Origin of the sequence: Streptomyces sp. NBC_01390, from assembly GCF_045040105.1 — a bacterium.
GTDB lineage: Bacteria > Actinomycetota > Actinomycetes > Streptomycetales > Streptomycetaceae > Streptomyces.
Genome location: NZ_CP109551.1, coordinates 10,007,857 through 10,029,941, shown reverse-complemented (window position 1 = coordinate 10,029,941; position 22,085 = coordinate 10,007,857). Strand labels below are relative to the sequence as shown.

The window sequence follows — 22,085 nt, the reverse complement described above, 5'->3', positions numbered from 1 at the left end:
CGGACCCGGTCACTGGAGCACCAACTCCCCTGCCCCCGAGCGCGGTTGGGACGCCCGCCGCACGGGCTTCCGCCGTTTCCGCCGGACAGTGAGGCCCGCGGCGGTGACGGCCAGGGCGCCGAGCAGGGCGAGTACGGCGGCGGGGGCGAGGACCGCCCAGGGGGCGCGTTCGGCGTACGGCTGGTTCTCGGCGAGGAGCAACCCCCATTCCGGGGACGGCGGTTGGGCGCCGAGGCCGAGGAAGCCGAGGGCGGCCAGGGCGAGGGCGACACCGGGCAGCCGCAGCAGGGCGTGCCGGGTGACCGGGGGCAGTGCGGCGGGCAGGAGTTCGTGGCGCAGGACGTACCAGCGGTCGGCGCCGAGGGCCCGGGTGGCCGTGACATGCAGAGTGGCCCGTTCCTGGCGCAGCAGGGCGGCGGTGTGCGCGGCCAGCGGCGCCCAGGCGACGGCGGTCACGGCGAGCGCGGGGGTGGCCCCGCCACTGCCCACGACCGCCGTGACCAGCAGCGCGGCGAGTACGGGCGGTATCGCGTTGACGGTGTCGACGAGCGGTCCGGACAGCCGGGGCACCAGCCCGAGGGCCAGGCCGATGAGAAGGGCGGCGGCGCTGATCGCGGTGGCGAGCAGCAGCGTGTCGAGGGCGCCGTGCCCGAGGCGGGCGAGGACGTCCCGGCCGAGGGCGTCCGTGCCGAACGGGTGGGCCCAGGAGGGGGGTTGGAGCCGGGCCCGGGTGTCCAGCGCGAGAGGGTCACGCGGCAGCCCGAGGGCGACGACGCCGAGCAGCACACCGGCGTACAGCAGGGGCGGGGTGCGGCGGGCGGGCGGCGCGGGCCGGTGCAGGGAGGAGAGTCCGCCGTCGCGCAGGGCGGGGCCGATGAGCAGCCGGGCCGTGACCCGGGCCGCGCCCGCGGCGACCGCTGCCAGCAGGACGAGGGCGAGGGTGCTGGCCTGGAGGACGGGCAGGTCCTGGGCGATGGCGGCCTGGAGGGCGGTGCGGCCGAGGCCGGGGATGTCGAAGATCTGCTCGACGGCGACCGAGCCGCCGGTCAGTCCGACGACGAACAGCCCGGCGTTGGGGAGCAGTGCGGGCAGACAGCGCCGCACGGCCTGGCTCGCGATGCGCCGGGCCGGGATACCGCGCGCGGCGGCGGCCAGCGCCCAGGGCTCGGCAAAGGCGCCGGGCAGGAGATCGTCGAGGAGGCGCCCCAGGAGCGCACCGGCGGGCAGGCCGAGGGCGAGGCCGGGCAGGATCGTCCACTGGAGTCCGTACCAGCCGAGGGCCGGCAGCCAGCCGAGCTGGACGCCGACGACGGTGGCCAGCACGGACGCGGTGAGGAACTCGGGCAGCGCGGCGACCATCGCCGACCCGCTGCCGCCGCTCCGACGCCCGTCGCCGCCGCACAGCGTCCGGACGCACACCAGCGCGGCGACCAGAAACGCGATGGTCAGCGCCACAGCCATCAGCAGCAGCGAGGCGCCGAGCGCCGCCAGCACATCCGGCATGACCTCGGCACCGGAGATCCAGGACCGCCCGGCGTCCCCGCGCGGCAGCCCGCCGAGCCAGTCCCCGAGCAGCCGCAACGGCCCCGCGTCCAGGCCGAGTTGGCCCCGGATGTCGGCCAGTACGGCCGGGGTGGCCTCGCGCTCCGCCGACCGTGCCTTGAGCACGGTGAACGCCGGGTCGGTGCGGGTCAGCCAGGGCAGCAGGCCGATCCCGCACACGAGCAGCGCGGCGAGGAGGGCACGCCACAGCAGCGTGCCCGCACGTCCCCGCACGGGGTCAGCGCCGCGTTCCGGTACCGACCAGCGTGCGCTCGTACGGATCGAGGAGCACGCCCTGTACGTCGGCGTCGACTCCGGTGATGATCCGCTGGTGGACCAGCGGGACGACCGCGTCGTCACCGAGGATCAGGGCCTCCGCCGCCATGGCCGCGTCCTGGCGCTCGGCGGTGTCCTCGATGCCCTCGGCCTTGGCAACGGCCCGGTCCACCTTCTTGTCGCAGAGCAGGGAGAGGTTGTTGCCGCCGTCGCAGGTGTAGTCGCTGGCGAGAACCGACACGGGGTCGCCGGTGTCGAGCATGGTGTTGCGGGCGGCGACGGCAGCGTCGAACTTCCCGGCCAGCAGGTCGCTTTCGAGGCGCGAGTACTCCCTCACCTCCAACTTCACCCTGAACCCGGCCTTCTCCAGCTGCTGCTTCAACACCTGTGCTGTTTCGGGGAGTTCGGGCCGGTTGTCGTACGTGGCCAGGGTGACGGAAGTGCCGTTGGGCGCCGTCGCCTTCGCGCGCCCGGTGGGCTGGACGCGCTTGCCCTCGGCCCAGGTGAGTGCCGGGCCGTAGATGCCCTGTCCGGTGTCGGCGTGGCCTTCGTAGACACCGTCGGTGAGGGCGGAGGTGTCCACGGCGGCGCGGGCGGCGGCCCGCAGTTTCGCGTCCTTGAAGACGCCGGACCCGGTGTTGAGGTGCAGGTAGGTGGTGCGGGCCGTGGCGGTCTCGCGGCGGGTCGCCTTGTCGAGGGAGGCGGCCTGGGCGACGGGGATCGACTCCGCGATGTCGACCTGGCCGGTGCGCAGGGCGTTGGCGCGGGCGGTGCCGTCGGCGATGAACCGGGCGTCGATCCCGGCGGCCTGGGCGCGTCCGCCCCAGTAGTCGTCGAAGCGGTCGAGGGTCGCCGCGGTGGACCCGGTGGTCTTCGTCAGCTCGAAGGGCCCGGTGGCGGTGCCGACCGGGTCGACGGCGCCCTTCTTCGCGAACGCCTTCGGCGCGAGGACGACGAGGCCGGGGCTGGACAGGCGCAGCGGGAGGACGGGGTCGGGCTCGGCGGTGGTGACGGATATACGTCCGTCGGCGGCGGCCTTCGCCGTGAGGGTGACGCCGGTGAGGGCGGCGGGCTCGGGCTCGGCCCGGGTCGCGCGGGTGAGGGCGGCAGCGACGGTGGCGGCGGTGACGTCGGTGCCGTCCTGGAAGCGCGCATCGCGCAGCGTGAACAGCCAGGTGCGGTCGTCCTCGCGGGTCCAGGACTCGGCGAGGGCGGGCGCGGCGGAGCCGTTGGCGTCGAGGACGGTCAGGCCCTCGGTGACGCCGAGGCGGCTGAGGAGGGTGGCGTCGGCACCGTACGGCGAGAGGTTCTCGGTGGACGGGAAGGCGAGCGCGACCCGCAGCCGGGAGCCGGACCCGGCGTCGGACGACGAATCGCTGCCGTCGTCACCGCCGGAGGCGAAGCAGCCGGTGAGCAGCGGGGAGAGCAGCAGTCCGACGAGCAGTCGGCGACGGCGGGGGGTGCGCATGGTCCTCGGTTCCGTAAGAGAGGTGGGGCGGGCGATGGGTGGGTGAGGTGGGTGGGGTGGCGCGACGAGGGCCGCACAGAATCGGGAGACTACATGATAATCATTTCCAATAGCTAGCCCGAGAGCCGACCCGATCACCCATCGATCACGGGGTCAGCGGAACCTCGAAATGCACGACGCCCGGCCCACCACCCGCACCCTCACCCTCGCGCTCGTCGTGCACGACCTTCCCCAGGGACCGCCAGAACCCCTCGGCGCCGGCGACCGCCGGGTCCGTGTGCAGATACACGGCGCGATAGGCGCCGTCAGCCGCCGCGAAGGCCAGCAGTTCGGTCACGAGCCGCCGGGCCAGACCACGCCTGCGGTGCTCGGGGCGGACGTACACCCGGCGCAACTGCGCGGTGGCGCCGGAGGGATAGCGCTCGGCGACATGCAGCGGGTTCGGCGGATGGAGGGGGCCGCGCGAGTCGAGCGCGGCGGTGGCCACGACATTCGCGTCGCGCTCGTCGACCGCGACCAGGAGGGTGTGACGGGCGGGCGCGAGATAGACGGACACCGGGTCGATGATGTCGCCGTGCCAGCGAGGCACGTAGCCCGTCCCGAAGTCGCGGTAGACGGTGTCGAGCATGACGGCTCGCGCGCCGTCCAGGTCGCCGGGGGTCGCAGCCCTGATGCAGTAGTTACGCACCTGCACATCATATGCATTTAGGTTCATCGAACAAGCGGTTGCCAACTGCACATCACCGCAGCCCAGTTGAGGGCGAGGCGATTTGACAGAGCCCCGGGAGCCGCATAAAAACTTGCCACATGACATTCATTTTCAAAACAGCTCGTGAAGAGCCTCGTGAAGAGCCTCGTGAAGAACGAGGAGCGGCCCGGTAATGCGCGTCGCGTTCGTCGGCAAGGGCGGCAGTGGCAAGACCACGCTGTCCGCCCTGTTCTCCCGTCATCTCGCACGCTCCGGCGCACCCGTGGTCGCCATCGACGGCGACATCAACCAGCATCTGGCCGAGGCGCTCGACCCGGTCGGCGGTGAGGCCTTCGCCGCGCCGCCGCTCAGTGCCCACCTCGGTGACATCAAGGACTTCCTGCGCGGCACCAACCCGCGTATCGCGTCGCGCGAGGCCATGGTCAAGACGACCCCGGCCGGCCGGGGCTCACGGCTGCTGCGCCCGCTCGGCGACGACGAGATCCACACCCGGCACGTCGAACGGGTGGGCGGCGTACCGCTGATGGCGACCGGCGCCTTCGCGGAGAGCGACCTGGGCGTGGCCTGCTACCACTCCAAGCTGGGCGCGGTGGAGCTCTATCTCAACCATCTCGTCGACGGTCCCGGCGAGTACGTCGTCGTCGACATGACCGCCGGCGCGGACGCGTTCGCCTCCGGACTGTTCACCCGGTTCGACATGACGTTCCTGGTCGCCGAACCGACCCGCAAGGGCGTCTCCGTCTACCGCCAGTACCGCGACCACGCCCGCGAGTTCGGGATTCCGCTCGCGGTGCTCGGCAACAAGGTCACCGGCGAGGACGACCTGCTCTTCCTCAAGGAGGAGACCGGCGACGACCTGCTCACCCACCTCGTCCAGTCCAGTTGGGTGCGTGCCGCCGAACAGGGCCGTGACCAGGGCGAACTGGAGCCGCAGAACCTGCACGCACTGAACCTGCTCCGGGAGGCGGTCGACGCCCGCCCCAAGGACTGGGCCACCTTCCAGCGGCACGCCGTCGAGTTCCATCTGCGCAACGCCCGGGCGTGGGCGGACCGGGCGACGGGGCTGAACCTGGCCGAGCAGGTCGACCCGGAGTTCGTCCACGGGCCTGCCGCGCTCACCTGATCCAGCCTCGGCCGCACCACCCGCGAACACGCAGGACACCCGAACGCACCAACGCACCAACTCACCAACCCGTGAACGCGTGAACCCACTAACGCGCGAAGACCAGAGAACAGGACACCCCCCATGTCGCTCGACGTCTCCCCCCAGCTCCTCGCCGAAGCCGAGCAGGGTGACATCCGCGAGGACGACTTCATCGAAACCGTCCGCACCTCGCTCCCCTACGCCTACCAGCTCGTCGCCGACCTCACCTCCGAACTCCAGGGCGGCACAGCAGAGTTCGCCGACAACCAGACCCCGCCGCCCTCCGACAAGGAGCGCGGTCAGCTGCTGCGGGCGCTGGCCAGTGACGCGATCCGGAGCAGCCTGGAGCGGCACTTCGGTGTCGCGCTCGCCTTCCAGAACTGCCACCGGGTCGCGGCCTTCCACCCCGGCGCGCGGAACGGCGCGACCTACGCCCGCTTCACCTCGCTGCGTTCGCAGATCCTCAACCAGTCGCCGGAGTTCCGCGACTGCTGACGCACGTGCGCCCAGAACGCCCGACAGTGATTTCCCGGGGACGGGGGAACCGGAATCCCCGGGGAATCACCGGCGAATCCCCGAGGCGCACACCGCCGGCCCCGTGGCGGGTTCGGCGGTGGCCGGGTGATTGCCCGGGGGACTCCGGAACACGAGGGGGTCGTCCCTCGTTCTCCTAAGGGGACGTTCCCGCGTGCACTCCTGGAGAGGAAGTGAGCACGATGGCGACCGATACCGAGGTGACCGACGTGTTCGACCCGGCCACCGAGGACGAGAGCGATGCTCCCCTCCCCCGGCTGACCACCACGGGAGGATCGGTCGACCAGGTGCGGGACTACCTCCGACTCATCGCCCGGGTCCGGCTCCTCAGCGCCGAACAGGAGGTCGACCTCGCCAAACGGATCGAGGCCGGACTGTACGCGGAGCACAAGCTGCTGGACGACCCGCCCGAGGACCCCGTCCGCCGCCAGGAGTTGACGATCCTCGCCGAGGACGCGGAGCGCGCCAAGTCCCACCTCATCGAGGCGAACCTCCGTCTGGTCGTGTCCGTCGCCAAGCGCTACACGGGCCGCGGACTGCTGTTCCTGGACCTGGTCCAGGAGGGCAACACGGGCCTGATCAGGGCCGTCGAGAAGTTCGACTACACAAAGGGCTTCAAGTTCTCGACGTACGCGACCTGGTGGATCCGCCAGGCGATCTCGCGCGCGCTCGCCGACCAGGGCCGGACCATCCGTATCCCCGTGCACCTGGTCGAGGTCATCAACCGGGTGGCCCGCACCCGCCGCGAGCTGATCGAGGACTTCGGGACGGAACCCACTCCGGAGGAACTGGCGGACAAGGCCGGCGTCCCGGTGGAGCGCCTGCCCGAACTCGCCGCCTACACCAGGGAGCCCGTCTCGCTGCACACCGCCCTCGGCGAGGACGGCGACGGCGAGTTCGGTGACCTGATCGAGGACAGGGACAGCGTCACCCCCACGGACATGGTCACCTTCCTGCTCCTCCAGGAGACCATCCAGGCCATCCTCGCGGAGATGACCCCGCGAGAAGCCGGCATCATCTCCCTGCGCTACGGCCTGTTCGGCGGCCGGACCAGAACCCTGGAGGAGATCGGCCAGGTGTACGGCGTGACCCGCGAACGTATCCGCCAGATCGAGTCCAAGACGATGTCCAAGCTGCGCCACCCGTCCCGTTCCCAGGTGCTGCGGGACTACCTCGACGCCATGTGACCCGGCCGGCGGGTTCCGGATCACGAGGAGGGACGGGGTCGGGGTCGGGGTCGGGTGGCGCCAGGGTGTACCGAATACCGTCCTCAAGCCGCCGATCGATTGCCCGGCGCCGTGGCTTCGACGGCTTCGGCGGCGCGGGCCACACAGCCTCTCCTACGGCCTCTCACTGCGCCCACGCGGCCGACAACCGGCCCTGCCCAGTGGTCAGTTGCGAGCGGCGGCTTCCGACTGCGCGGTGGCCGTCCCGGCAGCGGCGCGGGCGGAGCCGAGGGGTTTGTCGCTGCGGGCGGACGGTACGAGGAGGGCTGCCAGGGCGGCGGCCAGGCACAGGAGGGCCAGCAGCGCGAAGGCGTGGGTGTAGCCGGATTCGTACGGCAGGCCCGACGACTGGACGCTGCTCGTCACCAGGAGGCTGGTGAGCGCCGCGCCGACGGAGCCGCCGATGGTGCGGACGTTGGCGTTCATGCCGGTCGCCGCGCCGGTCTGCTCGGGCGGGACGCTGCCGACGATCAGGTTGGCCATCGAGGCGAAGGCCAGTCCGATGCCGAGGCCGAACACGCCTGCCACAAAGCCGACCTGCCACTTCTCGTCGTGCCAGAGGGTGAGGAATCCGCAGGCGAAGGCGCCGAGCGCGGCACCGGCCGTGAGCAGTTTCCTGGCGCCCAGGACCGGAGTCAGCCGGCCACCCAGCACGCCCGAGACGAACATCGCGATCAGCATCGGCAGCATGAGCAGTCCGGCGGAGGTGACACTCGCGCCGAAGCCGTACCCGGCCGAGCTGGGCGTCTGGACGAAGCCGGGGAGGAAGGACCAGATCGAGTACATGCCCGCGCCGAAGAGCAGCGCGGCGGTGTTCGTCGTCCGCACGGTGGGCAGGCGCATGATCTTGAGGTCGATGAGCGGGTTGCGGGAGCGCGCCTCGGTGAACAGCCAGAGTACGAACAGGAGCACGGCGGTCACGAACAGGCCGACGGTCCGCCCCGAGTCCCAGCCCCATCGGGTCGCCTGGCTGAGCGGCAGCAGCAGCGCGACCAACCAGGCGGACAGCAGCACGGCGCCGAGCCAACTGACGCGCCCCTCGGCCCTGTTGGGCGATTCGGGGACATAGCGGAGGGCGATGAGCGTGGTGACGGCGACGACGGCGACGGGCAGCCAGAACAGCCAGCGGTAGTCGAGGGCGGTCACGATCGGCCCGGCGGCCACCATGCCGACACCTCCGCCGGCCGCGATCACGGCGGACAGGTTGCTGATACTGCGGCTCACCTCACCCGGCGGGAACTCGTCACGGATGATGCCGAACGACAGCGGGAACAGCGCACCGCCCGCGCCCTGGACGACCCGGGCGAAGATCAGGACGCCGACGTTCGGCGCGAGCGCGGCGAGCAGACAGCTCAGTGTCACGACCACGAGTACGGCGACGAGGGTGCGTTTCCTGCCGACCAGGTCACCGACCCGGCCGAGGATCGGGGTGAAGACGGAGGCGGACAGCAGGAAGGCCGTCATCACCCACGTCACGGTCGACTGCGAGGTGTGCAGGGCGTGTTGAACGGTCGGCAGGGCCGGCGCGATCAGCGACTGGAGCATGGAGAACACACCGGCCCCGGTCGCGAGGACCGCGAAGGTCAGCCGGGTGGAGCGAGTGGATGTGCGGGGCATGGAAAAACTCTCCGAACAGAGGTGGCGGAGTCTTCGAGGGGTAGGGGCGGCGTTCGCGCACGTCGGTGACGCGACGGACGGCCGTACGCGTCGAGGCATCAAGACTTCAGGACTTCAAGGCATCGACGTGTCCCCCATGACGCGTGACGCGTCGCAGGGGGAAGGCACCCCGACTGCTAAAGTGGAGGTACGCCTCCACTCTAGCGGAGGCACACCTCCGCTTCAAGAGCGGAGGCTCCCATCCGCTTCGATCGTGCCCGGCATCAGCCCCACACCCCGCCACGCCAGGGAGGCATCCATGACGGCCCACCCGTACCCCGTCAGCGATTTCGTCGCCGCCCGACGCCCGCACCGCAAGGACGCCGCACGCAACTACGACGCCCTGCTGTCCGCCGCGCGCGAGGCGTTCGCGGAGCACGGGTCGGCGGCGTCGCTGGAGGACATCGCCCGGCGCGCGGGCGTCGGCATCGGCACGCTGTACCGGAACTTCCCCACCCGCCGCCATCTCTTCGAGACCGTCTACGCGGACGAGGTGGACGCCCTGTGCCGGTACGCCCTGGAGGTCGCCGACCTGCCGCCGTGGGAGGCGCTCACGGCGTGGCTGCACCGCTTCGTCGGCTACACGGTGACGAAACAGGCTGTCCGGGAGGCCCTCGACCACGAGGCGGAGATCTTCCTCACCTGCCGGGAGTCGATGTACCTCGCGGGCGGCCCACTGTTCGAGCGCGCGCAGCAGGCCGGGGAGGCGCGTACGGACATGAGCTTCGACGACCTGCTGCGCATGCTCGCCGGCATCACGTCGACGAGCTTCCTCGACGACACCCAGCGCGACCGCATCCTGGCGGTGGCCCTCGACGGCGTCCACCTGCGCGTCGCCCGGTAGTTGTCCGTTCGTCGTCTCCGCTTCGGCGAGTCGCTCGTGCGGCCGAGCGCGCGTACGCAGGATCCTGAGCCGGGCGGACGCTGGTCTTCCGGTATCCAGCCGAAAAAATGACCATCATCCATACAGTCACGCCCCGTCCTGCCATTCTTGCCCTGTCCTGCCCCTCCAGGAACCACCGGAGCACCATGCCAGCCGACGACAGCACATCGACCAGCGATCCGTCCGACGGTACGTCCAGCACATCGAATGCATCCAATACATCGGATACATCAGACACTTCGGGTACGTCGAGCACGTCGAGTACGTCCGAATCCTCGCCCCCCGTCCCCGGTACGCAGGCGCGTGCCGCCGCACTGCTGGGCCGGCCCAAGTTGTGGCTGCTGCCCACCGTCCTGACCGGGCTGCTGGCCCTGTTGCTGTCGCTGCTCTACATGGGCGGCATCGTGAGCCCCAACCGCGACCTGCACGACCTCCCGATCGGCATCGTCAACGCCGACCGGGGCGCGCCGCTGCCCGGGCAGAAGGCGAACCTGGGCGCCCAGATCGTCCAGGCGGTCACCACCGACACCTCGGGCGGCGACAAGGCCGAGTGGCGTGAACTGAGCCTCGCCCGGGCCCAGGACGAGCTGGACTCGGGCAAGCTCTACGGCGCGCTGGTCGTACCCGACGGCTTCACCGCCTCGGTCGCCGCGCTGACCGGCACGAACGCCACCGCCCGTCCGGCGCTGACCGTGCTGACCAACCCCGGCAAGGGCAGCCTCGGTTCGTCCCTCGCCAGTCAGATCACCACGCTGGCCGCGCACCAGGCCTCGCAGACCATCGGCGAGCAGCTGACGGCGAGCGCGAAGGGGGCGAGCGCGACCACGAAGCTACTGCTGGCCGACCCGGTCGCGGTCACCCCCCAGGTCGGTCACCCCATCGGCACCCACAGCGGCCTGGGCCTGAGCACCTTCTACTACACGCTGCTGCTCGTGCTGGCCGGATTCCTGGGCGCCAACGTCATCAGCAATGGTGTGGACACCTCCCTGGGTTACGCCGACAACGAGATCGGCCCCTGGCACACGCGCCGACCCACCGTGCCCATCACCCGCACCCAGACCCTGCTGCTGAAGATGGGCATGACCGCCGGGATCACGCTTCTGAGCGTGTCCCTGATCATGGTCGCCACCGTCGGCATCCTCGGCATGGACGCCGACCACCTGCCCCTGCTCTGGCTGTACTCGTACTGCGCCACGCTCGCGGTCGGCCTCGGCGTCCAGGCGATCAACGCGGCGTTCGGCGGGATCGGGCAGCTCGTGTCGATGTTCGTGTTCATCGTCCTGGGCCTGCCGTCGTCCGGTGCCACGGTCCCGCTGCAGGCGGTCCCGGGCTTCTACCGCTTCCTGTCCGTCTTCGAGCCCATGCGCCAACTCGGCGACGGGGCCCGCGCGATCCTCTACTTCGACGCCCGTGGGGACGCCGGACTGACCCGCGCCTGGATCATGATCGCGATCGGCGCCTCGCTCGCGCTGCTCTTCGGCTTCGCGATGGCCCGCTACTACGACCGCAAGGGCCTCGAACGCCTCCGGCCACAGGCTTCGTGAACCTTCCTGAACTCTCCTGAGCCGCTACCTGGGCCGAAGTGGCCGCCAATCGTTGTCCGTTCACCCTTCCGGGCGGCGGCCTCGGGCTGACAGACTCGGCAGGGTGCCCGACTTCGACATGCTTGTCATAGGATCCGGCCCGGGCGGCCAGAAGGCTGCCATCGCGGCGGCCAAGCTCGGCCGCCGGGCCGCCGTCATCGACCGCCCCGACATGGTCGGTGGGGTCTCCATCCACACCGGCACCATCCCCTCCAAGACGCTGCGCGAGGCGGTGCTCTATCTCACCGGCCTCACCCAGCGCGATCTGTACGGCCAGAGCTACCGGCTCAAGGAGGACATCACCGTCGCCGACCTGACCGCGCGCACCGAGCACGTGGTCGGTCGCGAGGTCGACGTCATCCGCAGTCAACTGTCCCGCAACCACGTCTCCCTGTTCGCCGGCACCGGCCGCTTCGTCGACGACCACACCGTGGCGGTGCACGAAGTCAACGGCAACGAGAAGCTGTTGACCGCCGAGCACATCGTCATCGCCACCGGGACCCGCCCGGCCCGTCCGGGCACGGTCGAGTTCGACGAACGCACGATCATGGACTCCGACAACGTCCTCAACCTCGAGGGCGTGCCGCGTTCCATGGTCATCGTCGGGGCCGGGGTGATCGGCATGGAGTACGCATCCATGTTCGCGGCCCTGGGCAGCAAGATCACGGTGGTCGAGAAGCGCCCCGCGATGCTCGACTTCTGCGACGTCGAGGTGATCGAGTCGCTGAAGTACCACCTGCGGGACCTGGCCGTCACCTTCCGCTTCGGGGAGACGGTCGCGGCGGTGGAACGCCACTCCCGGGGCACGCTCACCATCCTGGAGAGCGGCAAGAAGATCCCCGCGGACGCGGTGATGTACTCGGCGGGCCGCCAGGGCCTCACCGACGAACTCGACCTGGACAAGGCCGGCTTGTCCGCCGACCGGCGTGGCCGGATCACGGTCGACGAGCACTACCGCACCGAGGTGCCGCACATCTACGCCGTCGGCGACGTCATCGGCTTCCCGGCCCTCGCCGCGACCTCGATGGAACAGGGCCGGGCGGCGGCGTACCACGCGTGCGGTGAACCGGTCGACGGGATGCACAACACCCAGCCCATCGGTATCTACACGATCCCCGAGATCAGCTTCATCGGCCGTACGGAGGACCAACTCACCGAGGAAAGCATCCCGTTCGAGGTGGGCATCTCCCGCTACCGCGAACTGGCCCGAGGCCAGATCATCGGCGACTCCCACGGCATGCTCAAGCTGCTGGTCTGCCCGGAGACCCGCAAACTCCTCGGCGTCCACTGCTTCGGCACGGGAGCGACCGAACTGATCCACATCGGCCAGTCCGTGATGGGTTGCGGAGGCACGGTCGACTACCTGGTCAACGCGGTCTTCAACTACCCGACGCTCGCGGAGTCCTACAAGGTGGCGGCCCTGGACGCGACGAACAAGCTGCGGCAGATCGACCGGTTGCGGGACTGAAGGAGACTGCTCAGTCCGGAAGAGACCCCGCGTGAAGCGGGGTCTCTTTCGCGTGTCGGCTCAACAGCAGCAACTGACAACGGAGTTCATCAGCGGCGGGCCTCACATCGGGGTAACGGAAGGGAAGTTCACCGCGTGCGCCGTTCACGCCGGTTGCCGGAGCGGTGAGGCGGCGCGGGAGTGCGGGCCCGTCCGCGGGTTGCCTCGGGGTGCCGTGTGACGGTCGCGAGGCATGAAGACGCCCCTTTCGCGCGGTTCCCGAGGGGCGGCCGGAGCTGTTTCGCTTGACATGCGGCGCGTACTGCCAAGTTGCCCGGACCTCACGAGGTTGCCGTCCGGGCGTGCGTTCCTCATCCGGTCTTCTGACAGCAGGTCAGGTCCGCGCGGTCCGCGTTCGCGTCCTTCTCGAGTACCGGCCTCCGTGGCATCCCCGACTCCCGCCCTGTCTCAGCCATGTTCGTGCGCGTCCACTCACGTCCCCCCTTGCCTTGGGAGAATTGTGTCCGCTCCGGAAAACCTCCCCGAAAGCGCCGTCGAACCCACCGACGAGCAACGGTTCACCAGTCTCAGCACCCAGGCGGCGCGTCAGCTCGCCACCACCACCAAGTCCGCACCGCAGATGCAGGCCATCACCTCGCGATGGCTGCTCAGGATGCTGCCGTGGATCGACGTCAAGAGCGGCACCTACCGGGTCAACCGCCGCCTTCAACTGCGTGTCGGCCGAGGGCGGGTGCAGTTCGAGCACAACGGCGCCGACGACATCAAGGTCATCCCGGAGACCCTGACCGAACTGCCGGCCCTGCGCGGCTACTCCGACACCACGGCCCTGAGGGAGATCGCCCAGCGGTTCCGGGTACGGGAGGTACGCGCCGGCCAGGTCCTCTTCGACGCCGGGCAGCCCGTCTCGGAGGCCTATCTCGTCGTCCACGGCCGGTTCACCCGCTACACCAACGGCAAGTACGGCGAGCAGGAGATCCTCGGGGTCGTCACCGACGGCGACGGAATGGGCGACGAAGCCATCGGCCACGCCGACCCCCTGTGGCTCAGCTCGGTACGGGCCGAGACCCCGGGAGTGGTGCTGGCGCTCAACTGGGACACCCTGATGCAGTTCCTCGAACGCACCCCGTCCCTCGCTGCCCAGCTGGCCGCCTTCGCGGAGCAGCAGAACAAACCCATGAACCGCAAGGGCGAAGCCGATGTCCCCCTCCAGGCCGGCCACGTGGGAGAGGCGGCCCTCTCCGGCGGCTTCGTCGACTACGACCTCGCGCCGCGCGAGTACGAACTGTCGCTCACCCAGACGGTGTTGCGCGTCCACACCCGGGTCGCCGACCTCTACAACCACCCCATGAACCAGACGGAGCAGCAACTCCGCCTGACCATCGAGGAGATCCGCGAACGCCAGGAGTGGGAGCTGTTCAACAACCGCGAGTTCGGGCTGCTGCACAACGTCGACTACAGCCAGCGCATCAGCACCTTCTCCGGTCCCCCGACGCCGGACGACCTCGACGAACTGCTGTCGATGCGCCGCAAGACCCGGCTGTTCCTGGCCCATCCGAAGGCGATCTCGGCCTTCTTCCGGCAGTGCAACCGGCGCGGCCTCGTGCCGGGCACCGTGAACATCGAGGGGCACGAAGTACCCGCCTGGCGTGGCGTTCCGATCTTTCCGTGCGGCAAGATCCCGATCAGTCCGCAGCACACCAGCAGCATCATCGCGCTGCGCACCGGCGAGCAGGACCAGGGGGTCATCGGCCTCCACCAGACCGGCATCCCCGAGGAGTACGAGTCCGGCCTGAACGTGCGGTTCATGGGCATCGACGCCACCGCGATCATGAGCTACCTGGTCACCGCCTACTACTCGATGGCCATACTCGTCCCCGACGCCGCGGGAATCCTGGAGAACGTCCAGGTCGGGTGGGTGCCGGAATGAGCGTGCCGTCTCAGACGACAGCCGGTTCGACCAGCTCGGCCGACTCGGCCCGCTCGGCCGGGACGTCGTACGGACCGCGGCTCCCCGGTCCGCCCGGCCCGAGCCTCGCCCGTACGGCGCACGCCCGGCGAAGTGGTTCCATTCCCGGGCTGCGGCACCGGCCCGCCGTCCCGGCAGACCCCGCGAAGGTCGAGGAGATCGAGCGCAGGCTGGAATCCTGGGCCCGTCGGCTCGACCTGTTCCCGCCCGCGTGGACGGAGGACTTCTCGAAGTCCCGGTTCGGGCTGGCCGTCGTACTCTCGCATCCGGGCGCCGCCTCCCTCGAACACCTCACCGCAGCGGGCAAGTTGCTGGTGGCCGAGCATCTCGTCGACAACTGCTACTGCGAGGTGGACGAGGACAGGGGCGGTTCGCCGCGCGGGCTGGGCGGCCGGCTGCTCATGGCCCAGTCGGCGCTCGACCCGTTCCACGGCACCCCCGAGCTGGAGGACGAGTGGCGGCACGGCATGTGGGCCGACGGGCCGCTGCGCTCCTACCGCTCCGCCCTGCGGGACTACGCCGTACTCGCCACACCCAGCCAGACCGACCGCCTACTGCACGACCTGGCCCGGCTACACCTGGGCTATCTCGGCGAGGCCGGCTGGGCCGACATCCGGTACATGCCACAGGTGTGGGAGTACCTGGTGATGCGGCAGTTCAACAGCTTCCGTCCCTGCCTGGCGATCATCGACGCCGTGGACGGCTACGAGCTGCCCGAAGCCGTATACGCACGGCCCGAGATCCAGCGGATCACCGCCCTCGCCGGCAACGCCGCCACGCTGGTCAACGACCTGTACTCCTTCACCAAGGAGCTGGCCGCTGATCCGAACCATCTCAACCTGCCCCAGGTCATCGCCGCGAACGAGCGGTGCGGGCTGAAAGCCGCCTTTCTGAAGGCAGTTGAGATCCACAACCGGATCATGCAGGCGTTCGAGGAGGAGTCCGCCGCCCTGTCCGCCACTTCACCCCTGGTAGGGCGCTACGCCCAGGGCCTGGCCGCCTGGGTGGCCGGCAGCCACGAATGGCACGCCACCAACACCCACCGCTACCAGCTGCCCAACTACTGGTGAAACGACCAGAACTGACTGATCGTCATATGCATCACCAGCACGAGGAGTCACCGTTGACCATCACCCCCGACGCCTCCACGCCAACGGCACCGGTGCCGACGCACTCCACGTACCAGACCCGGGTCGCGGACTACTGGAACACCGAGGAGAACCCGGTCAACCTCGAACTCGGCAGGATCGACGACCTCTACCACCACCACTACGGCATCGGCGCCGCCGACCGGTCAGTACTCGACGAGCCCGACGCCGGCCTGCGCAGGGAGCGGATCACCACCGAACTGCACCGCCTGGAACAGGACCAGGCCGATCTCCTCGCCACCCACCTCGGCCCTCTCTCCCCCGTCGACCGCGTCTTCGACGCCGGTTGCGGACGCGGCGGTGGCAGCGTCGTGGCGAACCTGCGCTACGGCTGCCACGCAGACGGCGTCACCATCTCGGCCAAGCAGGCCGAGTTCGCGAACGAACAGGCCCGGAAGCGGGGCATCGAGGACAAGGTGGCCTACCACCATCGCAACATGCTCGCCACCGGCTTCCGGACGGGCGCGTACGCGGCGTCCTGGAACAACGAGTCCACCATGTACGTGGAACTGGACCTGCTGTTCGCCGAGCACGCCCGGCTGCTGCGCCGCGGCGGACGCTATGTGACGATCACCGGCTGCTACAACGACGCCTACGGGCGGGCCTCTCGCGAGGTGTCCCTCATCAACGCCCACTACATATGCGACATCCATCCCCGCTCGGAGTACTTCCGCGCCATGGCCCGCAACCGGCTGGTCCCCGTCCACGTCGAGGACCTGACCGCCGACGCCCTCCCCTACTGGCAACTCCGCAAGGAGGCAGACCACTTGGTCACGGGTATCGAGGACACGTTCATGACCGCGTACGAGAACGGCAGCTTCCAGTACCTGCTGATCGCGGCCGACCGCGTCTGACAGCCAGCTGAGGAGCCGACGCAGACCGGCGGAGGGGGGGTGAAAAAGGCCCGGCCGGTCTGCGCCGTCCGCCACAGCTGGAGCAGTAGCCGACGCCTATTTCGTCGCGACCGGTCCAACCGGCACGCGGGGCCCGGCGGGACCCAAAAGGGAACCAACCACCCTCGGCATACCGGACGCCAGCACGCAAGATCTTCTGAGCGCCACGCGCACGCCGCTCCGCTCAGGCCCCAGCCGCGAACCCTACGAACCGCGACCACTCGTCACACGCGACGGCAAAGTGCGGGCGAGTCACGTCCTTGGAGTCCCGTACGCAGATGGCCTGTTCGGTGACGGCGACCTCCACGCAGTCGTCGCCCTGGCTGCCGCTGTAGCTGGACTTGAACCAGGCGAGTTCCGTCGTGCTCATAGCTCTCCTCGCAGTCTCTCCAACAGACCCCGCGAGTCTTCGGGGTTCAGGGCCTGAGAGCGCAGTGTGTCATAGCGCTGTTGAAGGAGGCTTACCTCTTTCACGTCAGCAATCAGCCGCCCGTTCTGCTGCCCTTCGGAGTACGCGAACCGCCGTCCCTCCAGAGTTTCCAGTAGCCGTACGGGCCCATCCAGGCACGCGTGCAACCCCGCTTCCAACGGAACGACCTGAAGCGTCACGTTGCGCGGCGCGCTGTGCTCCAGCACATGGTCGAGCAGCTCCCGCATCTGTTCCACGTTCCCGAACCTCCGCCGGAACACGTGCTCCTCGACGATGAAGCTGAACGGCACGGTCGGCCGCTCGTACAGCATCCGCTGCCTCTCCATCCGTACGGCGAGCAGGGTCTCGAGCTCCTCGTCCGTGATCACCGGAATCGTGCCCTCGAACACCGCCCGCGCATACCCCTCCGACTGCAACAACCCAGGGACCAGCCTGCACTCGTACGTACACAGGCTCACCGCCACCTTCTCCAGCCTGGCCCACCGCCGGAACCACGCCGCCAACCCCGCTTCACCTCGCGTCAGATGCCCTGCCGCCTTCCGCAGGGCACCCGTGTTCCCCGTCGCCTCCTCCGCCCGTTCCACGAGCGCCTCGTCGGGCATCCGGCGCCCCAACTCCACTGACTCCACGGTGTGTTTGGAGAACCGTACGAGTGCCGCGAACTCGATCCGGCTGAGCCCCGCGTGCTCGCGCAGGGCCTGGACGACGGCCCCGAAGGTCCGCAGACTGTCGGAAGGGTCGGGCTCGCGCTCCCAGTCGCAAGCCGTCACGTCGCTGCTGTCCGTCATACGCGGCCACCTCCAGGTGCGTACGTCCTCTGCGGCATCCCCGCGATCGACAGCACCCACAGTGACGGCAAGATCCCCGTACTGTCCACAAAACGTGTCCGTACACTGACGCAGCGTACGGGCCGCGCTACTGGAAAACGCCTCCGCACGCACGCCACGGTTTCCCCATGAACGCCTCCACGCCCCAAGTCTGCGCTGCCGTACGTACGTTCGCGCAGCAACTCTCCGCCACCCGCCGTGGCGCCCGACTTGCCCGGCTCCTGGCCATGGAGCGGCTGACCGCCTGGGAGTTGTCACCCGCAGTCATCGAGCGAGCGGAACACGTCGTCGCGGAGCTGTCGGCGAACGCGGCGCTGCACGGCCGCGTTCAAGGTCGCGACTTCCTGCTGGCTCTGACGCTGGACGAGGCGGTCGGCACCCTGCGCATCGCGGTCAGCGACACCCGGGGCGAATGTCGCCCCACGATCCACCAAGTGCAGGGCCCGGACGACGAGTCGGGGCGCGGCCTGCTCCTGGTCGACACACTGGCCGACCGGTGGGGCACGGAGTCCCGGCCGCCCTCCGGTAAGACCGTGTGGGCGGAGTGCGCCTTGTCACCTTGCAACGCTGAAGTGCCAGGTCACAGGCTGGTTCAGGGGTGGGCAAAGCCTTGGTCCTCGGGCACTGCAACGTGATCGAATAGGGGATGACATCGTTCTGGACGGGCAAGCGAGTATGTTTACGCGGCATCGAGCCCGACGACTGGACCGCGTTCATGCGCTTCGCCGTGGACGAGGAGCGGTTGGGGGACCTACTGCAACCACCCCGGTCCGCCGAGGGTTTCCGTACCTGGGCGAAGGAACAGGCCGTTGCCAAGTCCGACGGCGATTGCTTCATGTTGGGTATCGAAGCCGTCGACACGGGGGAACTGGTCGGCAGTATCGGCTCCCACCACGCCGATCCGCGTGCGGGCTGGTTCGAGTACGGCGTCACGGTGGGCGCTGATCATCGGGGCAGGGGCTACGCCACGGAAGCAGTGGTGATGCTGCTGCGCTTCATGTTCGCCGAGCGGCGCTATCACAAGTGCCAAGCGCGGATCTTCGCCCACAACGAAGCATCGCTGGTCCTTCACCGTCGGCTCGGCTTCGTGGAGGAGGGACGCCTTCGCGATCACGTGTTCTTCGCCGGCCTTCACCACGATCTCGTCATGACGAGCATGCTCGCTGACGAGTTCGCACAGCTGCATTCGATGAGTGCGCATCGGGATTTCGCGTCGAACGTATCTCGATCTTGAGCTGCACTTTTGCAGTTCATGCACTACGCGCCGTTCATCGAGCGCCGCCGCGACGGCATCCCGACGACCAGAGGACCAGCTGTGCCCGTACCGCACGACATCGCCGCCGAGACCGAACTGTGGGACGCGTACGCCGAGTCCGCGTTCAAGGACGACGCCGAGCCGTCATTCTGTTGGACCCAGTACGCCGGCCACGGCCCCGGCCCCGAACTCCTCGGCAGCCCGAAGTCCGTGCTGGAGATCGGATGCGGAACCGGCCGCGCCCTCGCTCACCTCGCACAACAAGGCGTCAAGGCCACCGGGGTCGACCTGTCGCCGCGCATGGAAGCGCTCGCGGGCTGGCGTTCTGGGGCTGGTGGTCGTGGTGGCCGCGTCGGCGCACGAGAACGCCGTCGGCATCGCGCTGTTGGACAAGGCCGCCTCCCGCTGCGGGCCCGGCAGGTGTGCGAGGCGATGGATGTGGCGGTCGCGCCCAACAACATCAACAGCGTCCGCCTCAAGCTCAAGAGGCCCGTCCAGGTCCTGGCCGAGACCGAGCAGGGGCTGTTCACCCTGCCACGGCCGTAGCCCCTACGGCGGGCCGCAATCAGCCTGCTCAGCCCAACCGGGCATCACCTCGGGTGCCGCCCTCTGGGGCGGTCGGTCGCGCCGATGAGCGGACACGTCGTTCTGCCGACCCGCCGAGAAAACCCGTTGCGAGTGACCCGCATCGGATATCTGATTGATCGGCCACCGATCAGGGGAGGGAACACTTGAGTATGTCGCTGCCCACCCCCTCGTTGCAGACCTCTCGCCTTCGACTGCGTGCCTTCGAAGACGCGGACGCGAACGACCTTTTCGCGCTGCAGAGCAACGCCTACGTGCTGCGCTACTGGGACGATCCACCGTGGACCGAACGCGCGCGAGCCGAGAAGTTCATCACCCGTTGCCGAGAGATGGAAAAGGAAGGCACCGGGGCGCGGCTGGCCGTGGATCGTGTCTCCGACGGGGCGTTCATCGGCTGGTGCACCCTGAACAGGTGGAACCAGGACTTCCGCAGCGCGTCGCTCGGCTACTGCTACGACGATGCAGCGTGGGGCCACGGCTACGCGACCGAGGCCGCGCGCGCTCTGCTTCGGTGGGCATTCGACACGCTGGACCTCAATCGCGTCCAGGCTGAGACCGATACGCGCAACTTGGCTTCTGCCCGCGTGCTGGTAAAGCTCGGCTTCGTGCGTGAAGGCACGTTGCGGGAAGACTGCGTCGTCAACGGCGAGGTCTCTGACTCGTGGGTCTACGGGCTGATCAGGCGGGAGTGGCAGCCGTCGTCCGAGCCGGTTCCCGCCCACTGAGTTCCGTCGCTCGGCACCCGATATCGGCTAACCCCAAGCAATCGACCACTGCGCCTCGTCCACACACAACGGTGAACCGAACAAAGAGCTACATACCGTCCTCTGAGGTTTTCTCAGCGATCGTTTGATGGGTTGTTTCAGCTGGCGATGGCGGCTTTGGCGAGGTCGGCGAGGATCTGGTCCACAGTCTCGGCGGGCGTTTGGTGCGACGTGTCCAGCCAGAGCCCGCGGCGCGGAGTCCGGCTGCGTAGGGCGTCGTCGAGGATGTCGACTGTCCAGGGGCCGCCGTAGCCGTTCTTGGGGCGGTCCGCCTCACGTGCCGCGACGGCTTCGGGTGTCGGGGCGAGCACCACCAGATACAGAGGCCTGGTCGTCACGGCGTTGAGGTAGTCGTCGAGGTGCCCGCCGAGGACGACATCCTGGACGACGACGGTCCATCCCGCCTGCGCGTACAGATCCGCGACCGCGGCGGAGGCCAGGTAACGCAGTCGCAACTGCGCCGTCGCCTCGGCGGTTGGCTGCGGAGCGAACTCCTCGCGACCGGACACGATCATCCGCCGGAACCCGTCGCCGCGCAGATGCACGGAGCGCGGGAGCCGCTCGGCCAGGAGTTGGGCGACGGTGGACTTCCCGGACGCCATGACACCCGTGATGAGCACGACTGCTGAACCGAGCTCCTGCACTGTGGGCCCCCATCATGGTGCACCTGAGTCAGAGCGGCCGTGAAGCCGACGGTGATCGTCCGCCCTCAGCCCGGCGGCCACACACATCGCGTCGTCCGAGTCGGCAGTACTGCCTTCCTCCCGACGGACGCGAGAACGTCTCCACGAGCCTCGCCCCAGTAAGCGACCGGGACATCCACACGCACCCTACCCACCGGATGGGCGCTGGCGACGAGGCCCCTCAATGCCGTGGAAGCAACCACTCGCCACCATGTAGAACGAGTAGTACGGTGGGAGGATGAGTGACAGCGCCGAGGTCCCGCTGAGGGAGCTCAACCAGCAGACATCACGGGTTCTGGCCCGCGTGGCGGCCGGGGAAACAGTGACCATCACCAAGGACGGGGTCCCGATAGGGGACATAGTTCCCCGCGGTGCGGTAACAGGCCTGCCCGCCTACCCGTTCCGCACCGATCCCATGGGCGCCCTGGACCTTCCGGATCTGGGCGGCCCCGTGCTGGACGACGACGAGATCGACGCGACCCTGCGCGGCATGGGCGCAGCCGCCGACACAGCGGGGACCGATGACTGACATTCCGGTCGCCATCGCCGGCACCAACGCCCTGTACCGGCTGTTCACACCCAAGGACCCCCGCCACGCGGCTCACCGAGAGGCCCTCGGCCGGACGGGCCATCTCGTGGTCTCGGCAATGGTGCTTACGGAACTCGACTATCTGCTGACGTCGCGGATCGGCCCCGCAGCGGCCATGAACGCACTCGACTTCATCGCCGGGCAGACGGAAGCCCGCCGGTTCGAGATCCCCGATACCGCACCACATCTCCGCAGCGCCATGGCCGTGATGCGGAGGTACGCGGACGCGGACGGCGGGGCGGGAGTGGGGCTCGCCGACGCGATGAACGTCGCCCTGGCGTCAGCCTTCCGCACGGCGGACATGTTCACAACGGACAGCCATTTCCGCATCATGCGACCACTCACGGGTCAGCCCGCCTTCCGGCTGCTCCCCGACGATCTGTGAAGCTTCCCAGGTCGTGGCCTGTCGCTGCCCGTACGGCTCGGGGCCGTTGACAGGGCGAGCTTCTCCTGCGC

Annotated in this window: 22 protein-coding genes; 15 read left to right on the top strand and 7 right to left on the bottom strand. The window is 69.2% G+C overall.

Going from position 1 to position 22,085, the window contains the following annotated elements; genetic code table 11:
• Window positions 1–9: 9 nt before the first annotated feature.
• The 3 genes from OG241_RS44890 to OG241_RS44880 form a co-directional block, all read right to left on the bottom strand.
• On the bottom strand, window positions 10–1,776 hold the full coding sequence (locus tag OG241_RS44890; RefSeq protein ID WP_405824194.1) for an ABC transporter permease subunit: 1,767 nt from the start codon (window positions 1,774–1,776) through the stop codon (window positions 10–12).
• 4 nt (window positions 1,777–1,780) lie between these two features.
• Window positions 1,781–3,286, bottom strand: coding sequence for an ABC transporter substrate-binding protein (locus OG241_RS44885; RefSeq protein ID WP_405824192.1), 1,506 nt, complete (start codon window positions 3,284–3,286; stop codon window positions 1,781–1,783).
• Window positions 3,287–3,431: 145 nt separating this feature from the next.
• Window positions 3,432–3,974, bottom strand: a complete 543-nt coding sequence (locus tag OG241_RS44880; protein ID WP_405824190.1) for a GNAT family N-acetyltransferase — start codon at window positions 3,972–3,974, stop codon at window positions 3,432–3,434.
• A 193-nt stretch (window positions 3,975–4,167) separates the two neighbouring features.
• Here OG241_RS44880 and OG241_RS44875 point away from each other — a divergent pair, with 193 nt between their 5' ends.
• The 3 genes from OG241_RS44875 (at window position 4,168) to OG241_RS44865 (ending at window position 6,860) form a co-directional block, all read left to right on the top strand.
• The gene (locus OG241_RS44875; RefSeq protein WP_405824188.1) at window positions 4,168–5,118 is read left to right on the top strand and encodes an ATP-binding protein; all 951 of its coding nucleotides are present in this window, start codon (window positions 4,168–4,170) and stop codon (window positions 5,116–5,118) included.
• Between the two features lie 123 nt (window positions 5,119–5,241).
• Window positions 5,242–5,634, top strand: coding sequence for an SCO5389 family protein (locus OG241_RS44870; protein WP_405824186.1), 393 nt, complete (start codon window positions 5,242–5,244; stop codon window positions 5,632–5,634).
• 221 nt (window positions 5,635–5,855) lie between these two features.
• On the top strand, window positions 5,856–6,860 hold the full coding sequence (locus OG241_RS44865; RefSeq protein WP_405824184.1) for an RNA polymerase sigma factor: 1,005 nt from the start codon (window positions 5,856–5,858) through the stop codon (window positions 6,858–6,860).
• Window positions 6,861–7,064: 204 nt separating this feature from the next.
• On the opposite strand, the gene OG241_RS44860 is transcribed toward OG241_RS44865, so the two are convergent.
• Window positions 7,065–8,516: an MFS transporter gene (locus OG241_RS44860; RefSeq protein ID WP_405824182.1), complete on the bottom strand. Its 1,452-nt coding sequence runs from the start codon at window positions 8,514–8,516 to the stop codon at window positions 7,065–7,067.
• Between the two features lie 298 nt (window positions 8,517–8,814).
• Between OG241_RS44860 and OG241_RS44855 the strand changes: the two genes are divergently transcribed.
• The 6 genes from OG241_RS44855 to OG241_RS44830 all read left to right on the top strand — a co-directional run bounded on the left by OG241_RS44855 (window position 8,815) and on the right by OG241_RS44830 (window position 16,457).
• Entirely contained in the window at window positions 8,815–9,399 is a 585-nt protein-coding gene (locus OG241_RS44855) for a TetR/AcrR family transcriptional regulator (protein ID WP_405824180.1), read from the top strand.
• 185 nt (window positions 9,400–9,584) lie between these two features.
• Complete coding sequence (locus OG241_RS44850; protein ID WP_405824178.1) at window positions 9,585–10,982, top strand: YhgE/Pip domain-containing protein; 1,398 nt, start codon at window positions 9,585–9,587, stop codon at window positions 10,980–10,982.
• Between the two features lie 103 nt (window positions 10,983–11,085).
• On the top strand, window positions 11,086–12,489 hold the full coding sequence (sthA, locus tag OG241_RS44845; protein WP_405824176.1) for a Si-specific NAD(P)(+) transhydrogenase: 1,404 nt from the start codon (window positions 11,086–11,088) through the stop codon (window positions 12,487–12,489).
• Between the two features lie 499 nt (window positions 12,490–12,988).
• Window positions 12,989–14,416 (top strand): family 2B encapsulin nanocompartment shell protein, encoded by a 1,428-nt coding sequence (locus OG241_RS44840; RefSeq protein WP_405824174.1) that lies wholly within the window; start codon window positions 12,989–12,991, stop codon window positions 14,414–14,416.
• Window positions 14,413–15,525, top strand: a complete 1,113-nt coding sequence (locus OG241_RS44835; protein WP_405824172.1) for a family 2 encapsulin nanocompartment cargo protein terpene cyclase — start codon at window positions 14,413–14,415, stop codon at window positions 15,523–15,525. Before OG241_RS44840 ends, OG241_RS44835 begins: the two co-directional genes overlap by 4 nt.
• 26 nt (window positions 15,526–15,551) lie before the next feature.
• A complete protein-coding gene (locus tag OG241_RS44830; protein ID WP_405824170.1) occupies window positions 15,552–16,457 on the top strand; it encodes a geranyl diphosphate 2-C-methyltransferase in 906 nt (301 codons plus the stop codon).
• 223 nt (window positions 16,458–16,680) lie between these two features.
• Here OG241_RS44830 and OG241_RS44825 read toward each other — a convergent pair whose 3' ends face one another.
• Together OG241_RS44825 and OG241_RS44820 are read right to left on the bottom strand one after the other, a co-directional pair.
• Window positions 16,681–16,866, bottom strand: coding sequence for a DUF397 domain-containing protein (locus tag OG241_RS44825; protein ID WP_405824168.1), 186 nt, complete (start codon window positions 16,864–16,866; stop codon window positions 16,681–16,683).
• Entirely contained in the window at window positions 16,863–17,714 is an 852-nt protein-coding gene (locus tag OG241_RS44820; protein WP_405824166.1) for a Scr1 family TA system antitoxin-like transcriptional regulator, read from the bottom strand. The genes OG241_RS44825 and OG241_RS44820 overlap by 4 nt, the downstream gene beginning before the upstream one ends.
• Before the next feature lie 167 nt (window positions 17,715–17,881).
• On the opposite strand from OG241_RS44820, the gene OG241_RS44815 reads away from it, so the two are divergent.
• From OG241_RS44815 to OG241_RS44800, 4 genes are all read left to right on the top strand, one after another.
• Window positions 17,882–18,388 (top strand): ATP-binding protein, encoded by a 507-nt coding sequence (locus OG241_RS44815; RefSeq protein WP_405824164.1) that lies wholly within the window; start codon window positions 17,882–17,884, stop codon window positions 18,386–18,388.
• A gap of 11 nt (window positions 18,389–18,399) precedes the next feature.
• Window positions 18,400–18,987 (top strand): GNAT family N-acetyltransferase, encoded by a 588-nt coding sequence (locus OG241_RS44810; RefSeq protein WP_405824162.1) that lies wholly within the window; start codon window positions 18,400–18,402, stop codon window positions 18,985–18,987.
• Window positions 18,988–19,068: 81 nt separating this feature from the next.
• Entirely contained in the window at window positions 19,069–19,554 is a 486-nt protein-coding gene (locus OG241_RS44805; protein ID WP_405826777.1) for a class I SAM-dependent methyltransferase, read from the top strand.
• Window positions 19,555–19,745: 191 nt separating this feature from the next.
• Complete coding sequence (locus OG241_RS44800) at window positions 19,746–20,318, top strand: GNAT family N-acetyltransferase (RefSeq protein ID WP_405824160.1); 573 nt, start codon at window positions 19,746–19,748, stop codon at window positions 20,316–20,318.
• 137 nt (window positions 20,319–20,455) lie between these two features.
• Here OG241_RS44800 and OG241_RS44795 read toward each other — a convergent pair whose 3' ends face one another.
• Window positions 20,456–21,001, bottom strand: coding sequence for an AAA family ATPase (locus tag OG241_RS44795; RefSeq protein WP_405824158.1), 546 nt, complete (start codon window positions 20,999–21,001; stop codon window positions 20,456–20,458).
• 277 nt (window positions 21,002–21,278) lie between these two features.
• Between OG241_RS44795 and OG241_RS44790 the strand changes: the two genes are divergently transcribed.
• Together OG241_RS44790 and OG241_RS44785 are read left to right on the top strand one after the other, a co-directional pair.
• The gene (locus OG241_RS44790; RefSeq protein WP_405824156.1) at window positions 21,279–21,569 is read left to right on the top strand and encodes a type II toxin-antitoxin system Phd/YefM family antitoxin; all 291 of its coding nucleotides are present in this window, start codon (window positions 21,279–21,281) and stop codon (window positions 21,567–21,569) included.
• Window positions 21,562–22,014, top strand: a complete 453-nt coding sequence (locus OG241_RS44785; RefSeq protein WP_405824154.1) for a PIN domain-containing protein — start codon at window positions 21,562–21,564, stop codon at window positions 22,012–22,014. Before OG241_RS44790 ends, OG241_RS44785 begins: the two co-directional genes overlap by 8 nt.
• Window positions 22,015–22,085: the final 71 nt, after the last annotated feature.